The 16,135-nt window shown below is 65.1% G+C and carries 16 protein-coding genes and 2 pseudogenes; 11 read left to right on the top strand and 7 right to left on the bottom strand.

Features of this window, described 5'->3' with window-relative positions; genetic code table 11:
• Positions 1 to 724 (bottom strand): alpha-hydroxy-acid oxidizing protein (locus B3T77_RS04505; RefSeq protein ID WP_292077640.1); only part of this gene is annotated, 724 nt, incomplete at its 3' end.
• Between the two features lie 109 nt (positions 725 to 833).
• Here B3T77_RS04505 and B3T77_RS04500 point away from each other — a divergent pair.
• From B3T77_RS04500 to B3T77_RS04490, 3 genes are read left to right on the top strand one after another with little or no spacing between them, the layout of a single operon-like run.
• Positions 834 to 1,730: a polyprenyl synthetase family protein gene (locus B3T77_RS04500; RefSeq protein WP_292077638.1), complete on the top strand. Its 897-nt coding sequence runs from the start codon at positions 834 to 836 to the stop codon at positions 1,728 to 1,730.
• Positions 1,720 to 2,637: an ABC transporter ATP-binding protein gene (locus B3T77_RS04495; protein ID WP_292077636.1), complete on the top strand. Its 918-nt coding sequence runs from the start codon at positions 1,720 to 1,722 to the stop codon at positions 2,635 to 2,637. The genes B3T77_RS04500 and B3T77_RS04495 overlap by 11 nt, the downstream gene beginning before the upstream one ends.
• On the top strand, positions 2,634 to 3,701 hold the full coding sequence (locus B3T77_RS04490) for an ABC transporter permease (protein WP_292077634.1): 1,068 nt from the start codon (positions 2,634 to 2,636) through the stop codon (positions 3,699 to 3,701). Before B3T77_RS04495 ends, B3T77_RS04490 begins: the two co-directional genes overlap by 4 nt.
• A 3-nt stretch (positions 3,702 to 3,704) precedes the next feature.
• Here B3T77_RS04490 and B3T77_RS04485 read toward each other — a convergent pair whose 3' ends face one another.
• The 3 genes from B3T77_RS04485 to crtY are packed head-to-tail and all read right to left on the bottom strand — an operon-like array spanning position 3,705 to position 7,281.
• Entirely contained in the window at positions 3,705 to 4,637 is a 933-nt protein-coding gene (locus B3T77_RS04485; RefSeq protein WP_292077632.1) for a phytoene/squalene synthase family protein, read from the bottom strand.
• Positions 4,634 to 6,115, bottom strand: a complete 1,482-nt coding sequence (locus tag B3T77_RS04480) for a phytoene desaturase (protein WP_292077630.1) — start codon at positions 6,113 to 6,115, stop codon at positions 4,634 to 4,636. The genes B3T77_RS04485 and B3T77_RS04480 overlap by 4 nt, the downstream gene beginning before the upstream one ends.
• The gene (crtY, locus tag B3T77_RS04475; protein WP_292077628.1) at positions 6,115 to 7,281 is read right to left on the bottom strand and encodes a lycopene beta-cyclase CrtY; all 1,167 of its coding nucleotides are present in this window, start codon (positions 7,279 to 7,281) and stop codon (positions 6,115 to 6,117) included. The genes B3T77_RS04480 and crtY overlap by 1 nt, the downstream gene beginning before the upstream one ends.
• An 80-nt stretch (positions 7,282 to 7,361) precedes the next feature.
• Between crtY and B3T77_RS04470 the strand changes: the two genes are divergently transcribed.
• Positions 7,362 to 8,087, top strand: coding sequence for a fatty acid desaturase (locus B3T77_RS04470; protein ID WP_292077625.1), 726 nt, complete (start codon positions 7,362 to 7,364; stop codon positions 8,085 to 8,087).
• A gap of 206 nt (positions 8,088 to 8,293) precedes the next feature.
• Here B3T77_RS04470 and B3T77_RS04465 read toward each other — a convergent pair whose 3' ends face one another.
• Positions 8,294 to 9,487, bottom strand: coding sequence for a tyrosine-type recombinase/integrase (locus B3T77_RS04465; RefSeq protein WP_088582144.1), 1,194 nt, complete (start codon positions 9,485 to 9,487; stop codon positions 8,294 to 8,296).
• Entirely contained in the window at positions 9,471 to 9,956 is a 486-nt protein-coding gene (locus B3T77_RS04460; protein ID WP_088582145.1) for a hypothetical protein, read from the bottom strand. The genes B3T77_RS04465 and B3T77_RS04460 overlap by 17 nt, the downstream gene beginning before the upstream one ends.
• Before the next feature lie 215 nt (positions 9,957 to 10,171).
• Here B3T77_RS04460 and B3T77_RS04455 point away from each other — a divergent pair, with 215 nt between their 5' ends.
• The 6 genes and pseudogenes from B3T77_RS04455 to B3T77_RS16350 all read left to right on the top strand — a co-directional run.
• A complete protein-coding gene (locus B3T77_RS04455) occupies positions 10,172 to 11,938 on the top strand; it encodes a DNA-directed RNA polymerase (protein WP_292077620.1) in 1,767 nt (588 codons plus the stop codon).
• Positions 11,939 to 11,974: 36 nt separating this feature from the next.
• Positions 11,975 to 12,262 (top strand): hypothetical protein, encoded by a 288-nt coding sequence (locus tag B3T77_RS04450; RefSeq protein WP_292077617.1) that lies wholly within the window; start codon positions 11,975 to 11,977, stop codon positions 12,260 to 12,262.
• Positions 12,263 to 12,914: 652 nt separating this feature from the next.
• Positions 12,915 to 13,130: a hypothetical protein gene (locus B3T77_RS04445; protein WP_292077615.1), complete on the top strand. Its 216-nt coding sequence runs from the start codon at positions 12,915 to 12,917 to the stop codon at positions 13,128 to 13,130.
• A gap of 12 nt (positions 13,131 to 13,142) precedes the next feature.
• Complete coding sequence (locus B3T77_RS04440; RefSeq protein WP_292077613.1) at positions 13,143 to 13,439, top strand: hypothetical protein; 297 nt, start codon at positions 13,143 to 13,145, stop codon at positions 13,437 to 13,439.
• A gap of 9 nt (positions 13,440 to 13,448) precedes the next feature.
• A complete protein-coding gene (locus tag B3T77_RS04435) occupies positions 13,449 to 13,763 on the top strand; it encodes a portal protein (RefSeq protein ID WP_292077612.1) in 315 nt (104 codons plus the stop codon).
• Positions 13,764 to 13,785: 22 nt separating this feature from the next.
• Positions 13,786 to 13,968 (top strand): annotated as a pseudogene (locus B3T77_RS16350) (phage tail fiber protein); the annotation flags it as partial.
• Between the two features lie 194 nt (positions 13,969 to 14,162).
• Here the strand turns inward: B3T77_RS16350 and B3T77_RS04430 are convergent.
• On the bottom strand, positions 14,163 to 15,608 hold the full coding sequence (locus tag B3T77_RS04430; RefSeq protein WP_292077610.1) for a hypothetical protein: 1,446 nt from the start codon (positions 15,606 to 15,608) through the stop codon (positions 14,163 to 14,165).
• 157 nt (positions 15,609 to 15,765) lie between these two features.
• On the opposite strand from B3T77_RS04430, the pseudogene B3T77_RS04425 reads away from it, so the two are divergent.
• Positions 15,766 to 16,135: pseudogene (locus B3T77_RS04425) on the top strand (hypothetical protein); the annotation flags it as partial.

The following is a 16,135-nucleotide window of genomic DNA, read 5'->3' as shown; positions in this document are numbered from 1 at the left end:
CTTCCGCCCGACCGCCCATCGCTCGCGCGCCCTCGATCAGGCCCCAGTTGGTGCCCCCTGCCCCGGCGACGTCCAACGCAGCGACGCCCATATCAGCCAAACGGCGCGCCACCGCGCCCGACAGGCCGGCGCCCGTCTCCTTGACGATCAGACGGCCCGGGAAGGCCGCCGCAACCTGTTCGATGCCTCGCGCCACGCCGCGCCAGTCGCGATCGCCCTCGGGCTGAACGCCTTCCTGCAATGGGTTGAGATGCAGGATCAGGGCGTCGGCGCCGATCATCTCCATGGCCCGCCGCGCCTCGTCGACGCCATAGCCTAGGGCGAACTGCACGGCGCCCAGATTGGCCAGGATCATCGCATCCGGAGCCCGGCGTCGCAGATCCAGCCCCAGACCCAAACCGCCGTCCGTCTCCAGCGCCACACGCTGCGAGCCGACCGCCAGCACCACGCCCAAAGCCTGGGCGGCCTCGGCCAGACGCGCATTGATCGCCTCGGCCCGCGAGGGCCCGCCGGTCATCGAACTGATCAGGAACGGCAAGGCGACCGGTCGCCCCAGAAAGCGCGTCGCCAGATCGATGGCGTCGTGATCGATATCCGGCAGGGCGTCGTGAACAAAACGGATGGCGTCCAGACCCGATGTCGTCTGGCTGACGCCTCGCCCGGCCCGCACGTGGTCGATGTGTTCGTCCTTGCGCCGGATCAAGGCATCGGCGTCGGTGGACATCGCAAACGGCTCCTGGCGGGTTGCATCCGACGCGGTCGTGATGCCGTATGGCATCATAAGGGTTCGGCGCGTGGTCGCAACGCGACGTCGGCGACTATGGGAGATCTGTATGGCCATCGTCGGCATCCGGCGCCAACCGCCTCTGGCGGGCGCATCCTGCGACCCCGACGATCTGCGTCTGCAGGTTCAGGCGCGCCTGACCGAGGTCGCCCCGGCGCACGGCGGCCTGCTGTCAACGGCGGCCCGCGAGGCCTTGCTGGGACAGGGAAAACGCGTCCGGCCGGTGCTGGCCATGCTGGCGGCGGCGCATGTCGGCGGAGAGCCGGAAGACGCCCTGGACTACGCCTGCGCCCTGGAAATGGTCCATGCCGCGTCGCTGGTTCTGGACGATCTGCCGTGCATGGACGACGCCTCGCTGCGTCGGGGCCAGCCGACCCTTCATCGTCGCCATGGGGAGGACACTGCCGTGCTGGCGGCCGTGGCCCTGCTGAACCAGGCGACGCGTCTGGTGCTGCAGACCCCGGCGCCGGCGGAAACGCGTCTGGCGGCCCTGGACCTTTTGACGCAGGCGATCGGCTTCGAGGGTCTGTCCGAGGGTCAGATGCGCGACCTGCGCGACGACGCGAAGGATCGCGACGAAACCGCCCTGCGCCAGATCAACGATCTGAAAACCGGCGCCCTGTTCGTCGCCACCGTGCGCGGCGGCGGTCTGCTCGGCGGCGGCGATGTACAGGATCTGGCGCGGCTGTCGATTTTCGGCGAGGCGATCGGCTTCGCCTTCCAGCTTTGCGACGATCTGCTGGATGTCTGTTCGACCGTCGATGCGGTCGGCAAGGACGTGGGTCAGGACGACGACACCACCACCTTCGTCGATCTGTGGGGTGAATGCCGGACCCGCGCGGCGGTGCGGCAATCCTTGGCCAAGGCCGTCGAGGCGGTCGGCCATGACAGCCCCTTGGCCCTCTATGTCCTGGACCTTTTCCAGCAGGCCGAACTTGGGGTCTGACGTCGCGCCGGCCCTGTCGCTGAGCGGGATCGATGCGGGCTATGACGGCCGATCCGTGCTGAGCGACTTCAGCCTCAGCATCGCTGCGGGCGAGGTCTACGCCCTGCTCGGGGCGAATGGTGCGGGCAAGTCCACGGTGGCGCGTGTCGCTTCGGGTCTGCTGCCCGCGCGGCGCGGGCGTGTCGTCCTGGGCGAAAGCGGCGGGCCACGCGGACGCATCGGGCTAGCGCCGCAGGACAGCGCCCTGTTTCCGGCCCTGTCGCCGCGCGAGAACGTCGATGTGACGGCGCGGCTATGCGGCGTGCCCAAGCGTGATCGCGGCGCCGCCGTGAACCGCGCGCTCGACCTGACCGGCTGCGGCCCGCGCGCGGACCAGCCGGTGCGCACATTGTCCGGCGGCTGGAAGCGGCGCGCCAACCTCAGCGCCGCCTTGGTCGGACAACCGCGTCTGCTGATCGCCGACGAGCCGACGGAAGGGGTGGATGCGACAACCCGCAGCGTCCTGTCCACGGCCCTGCGCGAAACCGCAAAGGCGGGCGCCGGCTGTCTGCTGATCAGCCATGACGCCATCTTCGTCGCCGATGCGGCCGACCGGATCGGCGTCCTGGCGCAGGGGCGTCTGCTGGCCGAAGGCGCGCCGAACGCGCTGCTTCATCGCGCCTTCGGCTCAGCCCGGCTGCTCAGCATTCGCCTGACCCGACCCGCGTCGGACCCCGCCGCCCAATGGTTCGCCCAGGCGGGGCTGACCGCGTCCGAGGACGGGCTGGAGTGGCGGCGGCTCTGCGATGACGCGTTGGCCATCGCCCAGATGCTTGCCGCCGTCGTCGATGGGGAGGATGGCGAGGTCGCCGTGCGCCGCCCCGGCCTGGACGATCTGGTCGCACAGCTGTCGCAGGCTCCGTCATGATGGCGGTGGCGGGCGCCTGGGCGAGAGGGTTTTGGCGCGACCGCGCGGGGGTGATCCTGACCCTGCTGTTGCCGCCCCTGGTCTATCTGCTGTTTGCGGCGATCTTCGGCGCGGGCTCGCGCGGCGACATCGACACGACCGTGGTTCTGCACGACGCGTCGCGCACGCCCGCGACGGCGGCGATCCGCGAGGCGGTGTCGACGGACATGGGCGCGCGTCTTCGCATCATCGATGATCGCGAGGCCTTCGATCGCGCCGTCATCGACGGTCGCGCCGACGCGGGCATACTGATCCGTCCCTCGCCGCAGGGACCGCCAAAGCTGGTGATCGTTTCCGCCGCCGGCCGGGACGTGGCGGCGTCGGCGCTTCAGGCGCGGCTGGAGCCGATGGCCGCCGCCCTGTCGGGTCAGGTCGCACGACCCGCGTCGCGCGTTCAGACCCTCCAGATCGGTCCCCAGGGTGATGTGCAGGCGACCTATTATGCGGGCGCGGTCAGCGTCATGTTCGTCTTCTTCGCCGCCATGCACGGGGCCATGGGCGGGCTGGACGAGCGGCGGTCCGGCCTCCAATCACGCCTGGCCCTGGCCCGCGGCGGCCTTGCGCCCATCCTTGGCGGGCGGGCCGTCTGGCTGACGGCGGTGGGCGTGATGCAGTCGGTGGCTGTGTTCGTCGCCGCCTGGGTCAAGCTGCCCGCCCTGGAGCTCTGGCAGATGGCGGCGGCTGCGATGACCGCCTTGGCGGTTGGTTTCTGCGCCGCAGGGCTGGCCCTGGCCCTGACGGCGGCTTGTCGATCGCGCGAACAGGCCCAGCCGCTCACGACCTTCGTGGTCTTGCTTCTGGCTGCTTTGGGCGGATCGATGGCGCCGCGCTTTTTGATGCCGGAGGCCTTCCGTGACCTCGGCTGGATCACGCCCCACGCCTGGACGATCGAGGCCTATCAGGCCGTGATCTGGCGCGGCGAATTCACGTCGACCGTCATCGCCGCCTGGGCGGTCATGGCCGGCCTGGGCGCAGGCGGCCTTGCGATCGCCCTGATGTTGGAGAGGCGGCGCGCCGCCCGCTGATCGTCAGACGTGGGTCCACAACGCCGGGCGCGGCGGCGGCTCGCGCCAGGCGTCCAGCGTCTTGCACCACAGGGCGATCAGACCACCCCGCCCCAGCAGCATCAGCTTGCCCGCCTTGTCGACGGACGTCCGCCCGTCCCAGGCGCTCACCCCGGCGCGCGACACATGGCGGCCGATCGAACGATAGACGCCGCGCGCCGTGGCGATGGCCCAGGCCGAGCGCGGGTTCAGATCGCGCAAACCCCAGCGCGCCGAGGCGTAGAAGGGCTCGGCCGCCGCCACCAGACGCTGCGCCGTCCGGGCAACGGCGGCGCGGTGCTGGGGCTGATCGACCTGATCGCGCGGCACGCCCGCCTCATCCAGCCAGGCGCCGGGCAGATAGACGCGTCCGCCCTTCGCATCCTCGACCACGTCGCGGGCGATGTTCGTCAGTTGAAACGCCAACCCCAGGTCCTGGGCGCGTCGCAAGGTCGGCGCATCGTCCACCCCCATGATCCGCGCCATCATCACACCGACGACGCCGGCGACGTGATAGGCGTAGTCCAGCGTGTCCTCCAGCGTATCGTAACGCCGGCCAACCACGTCCATCTCGAACCCCTGCAATAGATCCATCGCCTCGTCAGCAGGAATGCCATGACGCATGGCCACGCGCTGGAAGGCGGTGAAGACCGGGTCCGTCTGCGGCTCACCGGCCAGGGCGGCGGCGGTGCGCAAACGCAGTTCGTCCAGCTTCTCGCCGGCCAGCACCGGATCGATGCCGACGGCGCCGTGGCCCAGCACCTGGCCGTCAATCTCGTCGTCGCAGTGCCGGCACCAGGCATACAGCATCCAGGCGTCGTCCCTGATCGCCGCCGGGAACAGGCGCGCGGCTGCTGCGAAGCTCTTTGATCCCTGCTCCATCGACTGGCGGCTGTGATCCAGGACGGCGTCGGTCATGCCGGCTGCCTCGCGTCCTCGATCATCAGGGTGGCGGTGGCCTTGGCCGATCCGACCACGCCCGGCACGCCCGCGCCGGGATGGGTGCCGGCGCCCACGAAATAGAGGTTGGGGATCTGGTCGTCGCGGTTATGCACCCGGAACCAGGCGCTCTGGGTCAGGATAGGCTCCAGCGAGAAGGCCGAGCCCTGGTGGGCGTTCAGTTGGTCGCGGAAATCGACCGGCGTGAAGATGCGGCAGGTATCCAGGTCCGCCGTCAAGCCGGGGATGTAACGTTCTTCCAGATAGGCCAGGATCCGGTCGCGATAGCGCGGCCCCTCGACCTCCCAGTCGATGTCGGCCGAGGCCAGGTGCGGCACGGGCGCCAGCACATAGAAGGCGTCGCAGCCTTCCGGCGCCAGTGACGGATCGGTCCGCGTCGGCGCATGCAGATACAGCGAGAAGTCGTCGGGCAGATCCGGCCCTTTGAAGATCTCGGCGATCAGCTCGCGATAGCGCGGCCCGAACAGCACCGTGTGGTGGCGCACCTCCGGATGAACGCGCTTCAGGCCGAAATAGATGACGAACAGCGACATGGAGTGACGCCGCGACGCCAGCTTGGCGCCCTCCTTCTGACCGCGCGGTTCCTGACCCAACAGGCGCTGATAGGTGTGAACCACGTCGGCGTTGGAGGCCACCATGTCGAAGGCCAGCGTCTCGCCGTTCACCACCACGCCGGTCGCGCGACCGTTCGCAATGGTAATGCGCTCGACCGGACTGTTCAGCCGAACCTCACCGCCCAGATCCTTGAGCAGACGCACCATGGCCTGGATCAGGGCGCCGGTGCCGCCACGCGGGAACCACACGCCCCAGCGCCGCTCCAGCGCATGGATCAGCGCATAGATCGACGAGGTCGCGAACGGATTGCCGCCGACCAGCAGGGAGTGGAAGCTGAACGCCTGACGCAGGTGCTCGTCCTGAATATAGCTGGCGACCTTGTCATAGACCGACCGCCAGGCCTGAAGCCGCATCAACTCCGGCGCCGCCTTGACCATGCTGGCGAAATCCAGGAACGGCACGGCCCCCAGCTTCAGATAGCCTTCCTTCAGCAGGTCCTTCGAATAGGCCAGGAACTTGCGATAGCCTTCCTTGTCGGCCGGATTGCGCGCCACGATCTGGCGGTCCAGCTCGTCCTGATCGTTGACGTAGTCAAAGACGTCGCCGTCTTCCCAGCACAGCCGATAAAAGGGCGCGACCGGCAGCAGTTCGACATAGTCCGACAGCTTGCGCCCGCTGGCCTCGAACAGTTCCTCCAGCGCCGACGGGTCGGTGATGACGGTGGGACCGGCGTCGAAGGTGTAGCCCTTGTCCTTGTAGACGTAAGCCCGGCCGCCCTCCAGATCGCGGGCCTCGAACACCGTGGTCTGAATGCCCGCCGACTGCAGCCGTATGGCCAGCGACAAGCCTCCGAAGCCCGATCCGATTACTGCAGCCCGCATCACGCACGTCCTCTTTCGACCATACAGGTCAGTGCGGCGCCGATCGGCACCGGGGGTTTTCCGCTCAGGATCCGCGCCTTGTCAGCGAGGGTGGATTCAGCGGCGTAGAAGCGTTCGACCAAAGGCTGGGGCAGACGATAGAACCGCTCCAGCACCTTGTATCGCTCATCGGGCCGCGCCGCACGGAATAGCATCCGGTTCAGCAACCGATAAAAGCCTCGTCTGGCCCATACGTCATGCGCGTGGCGGCGGATGTCTTGGGCGATCGTCGCCGGCTCGAAATCCCGCGCCAACCGGTCGGCCAGGCGCACCGCGTCCGGCAGGGAATAGCCGGTGGTCGGGTGAAATAGCCCAGCGCGCAGGCCGCTGAGCGCCGTCGGCCCCATCCGCGACAAATGCGCGCCGATGTCCCCATCGAGCGCCACGGGCAGGACGCCGTCCTCTTCGCGCAAGACCGTCTCGATCTCCCAGCCCTGCGCGTCGGCGTAATCCAGTACCCCCTGTCGGAACGCCGCGCGATCCAGCGCATCACCGTCAGTGTAGCGCGTATCCTCGATCAGCAGCGTGCGATCATCGAACGGCAGGGTGTAGAGAAACCGGTAGCCCCCGGCCTGATCGACGCAGGCGTCCATGACGATGGGTGTGGTCAGACCATGCGGCGCCGCCAGCCGCACCTCCAGCCCGACGAACTTCTGAAACCCCAGCGCCAGATCCGGCGTCGCGGTCGGCCCGCGCCCATCGATCACCGCCTTGGCGCTCAGACGCCGTCCATCAGCCAGCACCGCTTCGGTCGGCGACACCGAGGCGACTGGCGCGCCCAGCATGATCCGTCCGGGCAAGGCCGCCTCGACCACCGCCGCGAACCGTTCGGCCGTGACGCTGCAATAGGGCGTCGACAGCGCGCGTTCGAACTGGGGAAAACGGACGCTGTATAGCGGCCACCGATGCACCACCAAGGGCGCGATCCAGTCGCGCTGAGCCTGCGTCAGGTCGCTGTCGAAGAAGGACCAGGTATGGACCCCGCCCAAGGTCTGCGCCGCCTCTACGACTCGCACATCCAGATCAGGACGGACCTGTGACAGCCGCAGCGCCAGCAGGCCATTGGCCAGGCCGCCGCCGACCAGCAGAAGGTCCGGCGCGGAAGTGTCAAAGGCGTCGACCTGCATTCCAGACAGGTGGCACGCGCGGACGCATGCGGCAAGCGAACAGGATGCTTACCGGGCCGCGATGCGCTAAGTGTCGCGCCATGTCCGCCGTCACGCAAATGTCACGGGTCGTCCCGAACCAGGCCCTGATCGGCCTGACGCTGGCTGGCCTGATCGCGGCGGCCTGGCTGAGCCTGCATATCTATGGCGTCTATTTTCATCGCTGGACGATCTGGAGCGTCCTGACCGTTCCGCTGATCGTCGCCATCCAGACCTGGCTGTCCGTCGGCCTGTTCATCGTCGCCCACGACGCCATGCACGGCTCGCTGGCCCCGGGACGCCCACGGCTGAACACCGCGATCGGCAGCCTGGCGCTGGCCCTCTACGCCGGTTTTCGGTTCGCGCCGTTGAAGACCGCACACCACGCCCATCACGCGGCGCCCGGCACGGCGGACGATCCTGACTTTCATGCCGACGCCCCACGTGCCTTCCTGCCTTGGTTCTACGGCTTCTTCCGCACCTATTTCGGCTGGCGAGAACTGGCCGTTCTGACGCTGCTCGTGGCCGTTGCGGTGCTGATCCTCGGCGCCCGCATGCCCAATCTTCTGGTCTTCTGGGCCGCGCCCGCCCTGCTCTCGGCGCTACAGCTTTTCACGTTCGGCACCTGGCTGCCCCACCGGCATACCAACGAAGCCTTTCCCGATCACCACAACGCCCGAACCAGCCCCTTCGGCCCGGTCCTGTCGTTGCTGACCTGCTTCCACTTCGGCCGCCACCACGAACACCACCTGACCCCCTGGAAACCTTGGTGGCGCCTTTTCAGCTAGGCGTCCATGGCGGTCATTTTCAACGACGACATGACGCGCGAAGCCAACTGACCCTTTGCGCGGCGGGTGGCTGCTGTCGGCCCATATTTCTGAGAAGAATGGCGGAGACGGTGCCACACAATCCAGCAAATCTGGGCTTTTAGTCCACGGGACCGTGCCAAGCTGGCACGATTACCCGTGACTTTATTGGACGTTGCGTTGACGCACTATGCGGCATCGCGTTCTTGCTTACCCTTTACCAATCCCTTGAGGTCGTCGGCGATGATGTGGCCGTAGCGGTCAGCGGTGATCTTCACGCTGCTATGCCCGGCGAAGCGGCTGACCAGAGTCAGGCTCTCCTTGTTCCGAAGCATGTCGGTGATCGTCGTGTGACGCAAGGTGTGGAACTTCACATCGTCGATGTTCTGTCCCGCCTTCTTCACGCCCTCGCGAACGCGGCGCCATTTCCAGTCCATCGTCGAGGTATGCCATGGGAACAGGCGTCCATCCGGCGAAAGCATCCGCAGGACCGGAAGCATATCGACGATGGCCTGTGACGCCGGGAGGGTTTTGCCTTTCCCGTTCTTGAGCCGTGCGATCTTGGCGAGGCCGGTGCGAGCCAGTTCCGCCGGGGTGGCTTCACGGAAGCGCGGCCAAGCGATGATCGTGTCGCCGTCCCCATCGACGCTGATCCACTCGTCGCGAAGCATGAGGGCTTCACCTTTGCGGCAAGCGGTGTCGAGAAGGAACCTGACGAAGAACCCGAACCGCTTCCAATCGTGGGCCGGGTTCTCGATCTCATAGTCCCCGATCACCTTGAAGATGGCGGCGACTTCGGCCTTGGTCAGCGTCCTTTCTTGGATGTTGTTGACCTTGATCGTCGGGAACGGAGGCTTGGCGAACAGGATCGGTTTCTTGTCCGGTCCCTGCATCTTCGTCGCCTTGTCGAGGGCGCCCGACAGGACTTCCAGCTTGCGTTTCACCGTCGCCGGTGCCGCCCGTCCGCCTTTGCGTCCGCCCCGAAGGGCCAGTGTCTCGGCGATGTCTTCAAGCCGGAAGGCATGAAGGTCTGACAGCAGGTCTTCGCCGCAAATCTCACGCAGGATTTTGACGGTCGATTTGAGGGTCGCTTGCGAGCGATGGGTTTTCCAGACTGTCTTCTCGCAGTGGTCGAAGAGGTCGTTGATGGTCATGCCCTTGGGCTTACCGTCTTCGTCCTTCTTCACGGCGGGCTTGGCCATCTGCTCGGCCGTGATGCCGAGCGCGATTTGCGGCGCCATCATGATCGCCACGCGCTTATCGCGGCTTTTTGTCGAGACGCGGTGACGCTGCCCGTCCTCGCCCCTGAACTCCACGATGTAGATGCCGTTAGGACGTTGCTTCACGTCCCATGCAGTGTCGATGTTAGCCTGAAACGCCATGATCTCCGTCCTTGGTGGCAGTTGCTATGGTGCGACGGAGTTGGTTTGCGATGGCTTCTCCCTTTTGAGTGAGGCGCACGATCTTGCGCCGTTGGTCGTCTTCGTCGGTTTCGAGTTTGATCCAGCCCAGCCCATCCGGGTCGCGCTTTGTCGGCTCCATGAGCAGTTGATATGACCGGCCGATAGACTGGCCGAAGATCGGCTCGCCGGTCTTGTCTGCGCCCGCGATCTCCTTGAGGTCGCTGACGATGATCGACTTGCCGAGGCTATTGGCTTCGACGATCAGCGCGAAGGCATAGACCTGACGCAGCGAAGTCCGCGCCGGGATTTCAAAAGCGATGGTCTGGAGAGCCTTGGCGAACGCCATGAACTCTCCGCCCCCCTCCTTGAGTCGGCTTGGCGTGGTCAGGTGTATCCCCTCGACGACCTTGCCTTGAAGTTCTTCGGGAGATTTGCGGCGACGGGCCATCGGCGGGCTTCCTTTAACGGGTTTGCCAAACGATTGCCTTGAGTCACCCATCTCCTCAACGGAAAAGAGCGAAAGGATAACGGCCTCCTGTGTGTGAGCTATGGGAGAGCCTGTGTGCCACGACATTTTAGATGTTGTCAACGCAAAGGGTGGCACTTGATGTTTCTTGGAGTTCTGCCGACGTTTAGGGCCGCGCCCATCCAGCTAAATATGGGGTGCGAGAAAGCTTCAAAGACAAACTGGCGCGCCAGATCGCGCTTGAGGACGAGAGCCGTGCGCTCGGCGCAAGCCGATACCGTGCGCGCCGCCCGCTGCCGTGGCGACATGAACCTTCCAGCACGGACGAGGAAGGCGACCTGCCGCCCGGCCGACAGCTATTGCGTCTGGCGATCCAGCCCACGGCCGAAGCTATTCGGTCGTTCTGCGATGTCGTGAACCACGGCGGCGGAACTCGCATTCCAGAGGCCGCCCTGATCCTTTCCAGTGTCGGCGCCGAAGAGGCCGCCTATCTGACCGGCCGCGTGATCCTGTCTGCCGCCGCCGAGGGCAAGAAGCTGACTGCAACGGCCATCGCCGTCGCCGACGCCATCATTGAACATCAGCAGATGGAGAACCTTCGCCGCGCCCGCGCCGATGTGTTCAAGGGCGTCCTCCGCGTTCAGGCCCATGGCGTCCGCTCGCTCAAGATGAAACGGAAGATTCAGAACATCATGAGCGACCACGGTTTCGACCAGCCCTTCCCGCTGGCAATGCGGATTCGCACGGGCGTCAAAGCCATCGAACTGTTCTGCGACGCGACCGGCCTGTTCGCCATCGAGAGCCAAGGCCAGCGCACAAAATACGTTCGGCCCACCGAGGCCGTTCACAAGTGGCTGGAGCAACAACACGCCCGCTGCGAACTGCTTGAGCCGATCAGCCTTCCGATGATCGTGCGCCCCCGCCGTTGGTCGTCGCCGTTCAAGGGCGGCTACATCACGAAGCAGCCGGGCAACCGTCTCGTGAAGCAGGCCAACGCCGCCTATCACGATCAGCTTCGCGACCAGATGATGCCCGGCGTCTATGACGCCGTGAACGCGGTTCAGGAGACCGCTTGGAAAATCAACGCGCCCATCCTCGCGATCATGCGCGAAATCTGGGACGGCGGCGGCGAACTCGGCGACCTCCCGGCTCGCAACAGCGATGTCGCCGCCGCTGTTCAGGCCCGCGTGAACGAGAGCTACGACCCTGCCGCGACTGCATGGAAGGGCAACAAGGTCACGCGCAAGATCACCAAACGCCCGGTCATGACCTTCACCTACTCGGCCACGAAATACGGCTACTGCGATCAAATCCTCCAGACGCTTCGCGAGATCGACGGCGCCGGTCAGCCCTACCTCGACGCCGACAACTATGTGGCGGCTCGCTACATGGCGGCTGAAATCTGGGACGGCGTTCAGGGCACTGTCGTCGCCGCAGCCGAAGCCATGGCTTGGCTGCGAACGGTCGCGTCGATCATGACCAAGGCCGGTGTGCCGATCCGATGGACGGCGCCCACGGGTCTGCCTGTGCTTCAGACCTACAAGAGCCGCAAGGCCGACCTGATCCGCGTCGTCTACAAGGGCCAGCGCATCCGGCTACAGGTCAGGAACGAACTGTCGAAACTCGACAGTAAGCGTCAGGCGAACGGCATCAGTCCGAACCTGATCCACAGCATGGACGCCTCTCACCTCATGGGCGTGGCGAACCGTTGCTACGACCACGACATCCGCTCTCTGGCCGTGGTCCATGACAGCTTCGGCGTCCATGCCGCCCGCGTATCGGACCTCCAAAACATCCTCCGCGACACCTTCGCCGATCTCTACGAGACGAACTGGCTTGAGGTGTTCCGAGAGGAATTCATCGCGCAGCTTCCGCCGGAGTGGGCCGACAAAATTCCGCCGGTCCCGGCCCTTGGCGCCTTCGACATCGAGCAGGTTCGACGCAGCCCCTACTTGTTCGCGTGATCCATGGGCCAGCTATTGAACACTCGAACCAATCCCATGAACCCATTGCCCTCAATCGGTGATCGCGTCCGCACGGATTCAACGGTCGCCCTCCTACGCGAGCCAGCCTTCGCACTGCTGTCTCGCATCCAAGACGCAAACCCGTCCGATCAGGTCCGCGCCCTGTTTCTGGTTGCAGCCGTGATCTCCGACGCCATCGGCATCGACGGCCACGACGCACTGAACAGCGCGAAGCGAATGCTCTCGACGGCGGAAGGTCCGCACACCGTCCACGTCCAAGCGATCCGCGATTATGCTGACGGCGAGTTGCGCCACATTGAGTGAAGCCTGACGTAGATGTATTCGTCGCGCTGGCAGACCTGATGCTGTCGGACGCCGCGCACTTCCTCATGCCGACCGATCTGGCAGACGAGGCGTCCGCTTGGCTCCTGTCGCAAAGCATCCAGCACGAGTGGAATGATCTCTACATCATGGGGCGCGAGCCTACTGGCGGAACCCTGATCTCGATTCCCGACGACCTCGGCGCCCTCGCATTTAGGATGTGGGGGTCCGATGAAGTTGTCGGGCCTGTTTCTTTCTGCCCGCCACCTTCGCCTTGTTCCGACACGTCTCGCTGCACCAGCGACGTTTCATGCCCCGAACATAAGGCCGCTCAAACGTCTCGCCGCAATGACCGCAGGTAAGGGTTTCCGTGGTCCCGTTCTCAATCGGTCTACCGAGCTTGAGCCGGTATGACGCCTTCGTGGCGCATGTCCTTCCGCAATAGCGCGATCTCGACCGGGGGCTTTGATAGCTGTCTTCGCACGTCGCGCAGACCCGCTTAACTCCACAGGCCGCGCGCGGTTTGGAAGGCTCCACCGCATCACTCGGCCCGAGCAGTTCTTCGATCAATGAGGCCCAACGGCCCTCAACTTTGAGCATCCCATATTTAACCCGGATGCCCCTCCCATTTCCATTTTCACGAGGGCTTCTCGCCATGAGCAGACACCAGCCCGCCGGTCACGGCGTCCGCGACACCTTCCCGACCAACATCCCCGACCTCATCAAGTGGCTCGACACCTTCTGTCCCGAGCCTATGCCGCGCCCCGGCCAGACGATTGAGGAAGTGATGTTCGCGGCCGGTCGCCGCGATCTCGCGCGACAACTTCAACGCCAGTTCGAACGATCTCTTGAGCGGCCGAACGCCCTCTAACGGAGACCGCTCATGTGTTCCCTTTTCAAGAAACCGAAGGTGGTTTCTGCGCCGGTCGCGGCTGACGCCCCGATCCTTCGCAACCCCTATCTCGACGGCCTCGACGCCGTTGTCCGCGCCCGTCAGAGCGGTGTTCGCTCCCTGACGATCCGCAAGGCCACGGGCACACCGACCGTCCCCGGCGCCACGACTACACCGTCCAACCCGACGCTTCCGGCAACGCCGAACGTCGCCACCGGAAACACTCTCTCCGACCTCGCGCGCCCGTCACTGGCGATCACGAGCAGAACCCTCTCTTCGAAAGTCTAACCCTACCGCATGAAGACCGCAGCAGCGCGTTTCAGCGCGCTGTCGGTCGCCCGCAACTCCGTTCTGGAGAAGGCGCGTGAGGCATCGCGGCTGACCATTCCCGGCCTGATTCCAGAGATCGGCCAGAATGAACATTACAGCCCGACCCAACCCTATCAGTCGGCGGGCGCACACGGCCTCCGAAGCCTCTCGGCGCGGTTGCTCTCGACCCTGTTTCCGACCTCGGTTCAGTTCTTCCGACTGGAACTCGACGCCTTCGCGGCGGCGCAGCTTCAGGCCGACAAGAACGACGTAGACACCCGCCTGTCGCAGGTGAACTCGTGAACAGCCGTTCTTCGAATGGGTCTCCGATAGCCGCATTCGGCTGACCTACCCGGCGATCACGAACAGCATCCTCAAGATCAGCCGCGTCACGCCGATCTCGGCCGCAGCCGTCGAGTTCCAGAACGGCGCCACCCTGACGAAAGAGGAACTGAACCGCGCCGTTCAACAGCTTCTCTACCGGCTCCAAGAACAAGACGATTTCCTGAACGACAGCCTCGACCGCGCGATGGTCAGGCTCGGGGATCACCTCGGCGTCGTGACCACGCCCGACGCCATCGTGGACGAACTGATCCTGACCTCGGAAATGGGAGAGGGTGCGCTCAACCGTTTCCGAGACGCCCTCGCCAGCATCGACCTTTCGGCCGAACGCATTCTCGAACAGGCGTTCACCCTTTCCGATCAGGCGTTCCGAACCGACACCCTCGACGGGATCGTGGCGAACACGACGGCCCGCACCAACAGCCTCGAACTTCGCGTCGATACAATCACCGATCTGGTGGACTCGCTCGTCAACTTTGAGGACGGGACAGGGATTGCCACGGTCATCCAGAACGAGGCGCAAGAGCGCGTCGCTGGCGATACCGCTCTGGCATCGACCCTCGCTCTCATCGGGGCAAGGAACGGCGCGAACAACGCATTCGTGCTGGACCTCAACACCGTTCGGGTCATTGGAAGCGCGCCCTGCCATGTGTCGTTCGCCATGCCGCTGCCGTTCAACTGAACGGACTGGATGACGGTCCCGCCTTCAGTCCCGCGAGACCGGACAAGCTGGACGACGGCCACGAACGATCCGCCCGCGTTGTGGGTGAATGTCCCATAAGCGTTGAAGTCGATGTCGATGGGGCTGTCCGCCTTTTCGACCCCGATCCAAACGCCGTGAATACGGGTCGGCGTGGTGTTGTTGAGCGTGATCGTGGCCGCGTTGTAGGCGGCTTCGGTGTTGCTGACGGTGTTGTTGACCAGTCGCGTGTGATTGATCGAGCCAGTGACAAGAAGGTCGCCGTAGATTTCGACGTTCGAGTTGAAGCGAACCCGGCCGTTGACCAGCGACATGATCTTGACCGGCGATCCGCCGCCGGGGGCGACAAACGACATCTCGTCAGCGACGAAAGCCAGTGATCCAAACGAACCGTTGTTGTTCGCTGTGATCCCCGTGATGTGGCCGTTGGAGTTGAGGGCGATGCTCCACCGTGCGTTCAGCCCATCCGTCACCTCCGAAAGCGTGGTGATCGACGCCGTGTGCGCTCCGACCGTGTTCTGCACGGTCTGAAGCGTCTGGGAGAGCGCGTTGTCACCGTTGATCCGTGCGGTGCGTTCATCGACCACGGAGGCCGAGACGTTTCCGATGGATGTGTCGATGCCAGACAGGCGAGTGCCGAGCGTCCAGCCCGGCCCGACTTCGACCCGGTTGAGGTCCAGCGTGAAAATGGACTGATTGTTGCGGAAGGCGCCAAGGACGGCGAACTGTTGGGCGATGGCCCCGTCTGCGGTTGCCCGAGCCGTGGCCTCGTTTTGGATGGCCGTCGAGTTCTGACCGACCTGAACGGCCAGCGATTGACGAGCTTGAGCTTCCGCCTGATCGGCCGCAACGCGAGCGTTCGTTTCGGTCAGGACCGCCGCCGCGATGTCACCGGCGATCTTCGTCGCCAATGCCGTTCGCTGCGCCGCTTCTGCTGACACCGCGTCGGTCCGGGCCGTGACTTCGGTCGCGATGGCGGCAGTGTTGTCGTCAGTCTTCGCCCCGACGCTATCAATGCGTTGGGACAAAGATTGGTCTTGGCTGGCCCGCGTGGTCGCCTCGCTCGTGACGAGGGCCTGTGCGTTGGTCCCGGCCGTCGCCACCATCTGGTTCAGGCGTTGGGTGAAGGACTCCGTGGGACCGACGAGAACCTTGTTCAGGTCCAGCAGGAAGGCGGTATTGTTGGCGTTCTTGGCGCCCAGCAGCGACAAGGTTTGAGCCAGCGCGCCATCGGCGTTCGACCGTGCGATTTGCTCGGCCGTGATGCTTGAATCGATGCCGTTCGCCCGCGCGATGAGAACATCGATCTTGGCAGCTTCCGCCGAGATCGCGGTCGCCCTCGTCGTCGATTCCGTGATGATCTTGGCGGCGTTGTCGTCGGCCTTGGCGGTGATCGCCGACAGGCGTTGTGCAAGGCTCTCTGTGCCGGAGAAGTTCCTCGACCGTCCGGGCGAGGCTGGGAACTGGCACTACTACGTCCAAATCTACTTCAGTTCCGGCATGTCCACCCAGACCGTGACCGCCCGCTACGGCAAGGTCACGGAGATGAAGAACAACACCTCGTCGCTCGGCGGCGGCACTGGCTCGGGCGGCGGCGTCGGATCAGGTGGCGGATCATCGGGAGGCGGCGGCG

It is taken from the genome of Brevundimonas sp. UBA7838, assembly GCF_002500885.1.
Taxonomy (GTDB): Bacteria; Pseudomonadota; Alphaproteobacteria; order Caulobacterales; family Caulobacteraceae; genus Brevundimonas; species Brevundimonas vesicularis_C.
This window is presented reverse-complemented; position numbering and strand designations above follow the sequence as displayed.

Excerpts from the sequence above, each read along its gene's own strand:
- B3T77_RS04500 (WP_292077638.1), top strand. The coding sequence starts at position 834 with ATGGCCATCGTCGGCATCCGGCGCCAACCGCCTCTGGCGGGCGCATCC.
- B3T77_RS04490 (WP_292077634.1), top strand. The coding sequence starts at position 2,634 with ATGATGGCGGTGGCGGGCGCCTGGGCGAGAGGGTTTTGGCGCGACCGC.
- B3T77_RS04485 (WP_292077632.1), bottom strand. The coding sequence starts at position 4,637 with ATGACCGACGCCGTCCTGGATCACAGCCGCCAGTCGATGGAGCAGGGA.
- B3T77_RS04480 (WP_292077630.1), bottom strand. The coding sequence starts at position 6,115 with ATGCGGGCTGCAGTAATCGGATCGGGCTTCGGAGGCTTGTCGCTGGCC.
- crtY (WP_292077628.1), bottom strand. The coding sequence starts at position 7,281 with ATGCAGGTCGACGCCTTTGACACTTCCGCGCCGGACCTTCTGCTGGTC.
- B3T77_RS04470 (WP_292077625.1), top strand. The coding sequence starts at position 7,362 with ATGTCCGCCGTCACGCAAATGTCACGGGTCGTCCCGAACCAGGCCCTG.
- B3T77_RS04465 (WP_088582144.1), bottom strand. The coding sequence starts at position 9,487 with ATGGCGTTTCAGGCTAACATCGACACTGCATGGGACGTGAAGCAACGT.
- B3T77_RS04460 (WP_088582145.1), bottom strand. The coding sequence starts at position 9,956 with ATGGCCCGTCGCCGCAAATCTCCCGAAGAACTTCAAGGCAAGGTCGTC.
- B3T77_RS04450 (WP_292077617.1), top strand. The coding sequence starts at position 11,975 with ATGAACCCATTGCCCTCAATCGGTGATCGCGTCCGCACGGATTCAACG.
- B3T77_RS04445 (WP_292077615.1), top strand. The coding sequence starts at position 12,915 with ATGAGCAGACACCAGCCCGCCGGTCACGGCGTCCGCGACACCTTCCCG.
- B3T77_RS04440 (WP_292077613.1), top strand. The coding sequence starts at position 13,143 with ATGTGTTCCCTTTTCAAGAAACCGAAGGTGGTTTCTGCGCCGGTCGCG.
- B3T77_RS04435 (WP_292077612.1), top strand. The coding sequence starts at position 13,449 with ATGAAGACCGCAGCAGCGCGTTTCAGCGCGCTGTCGGTCGCCCGCAAC.
- B3T77_RS04430 (WP_292077610.1), bottom strand. The coding sequence starts at position 15,608 with ATGGTGGCGACGGCCGGGACCAACGCACAGGCCCTCGTCACGAGCGAG.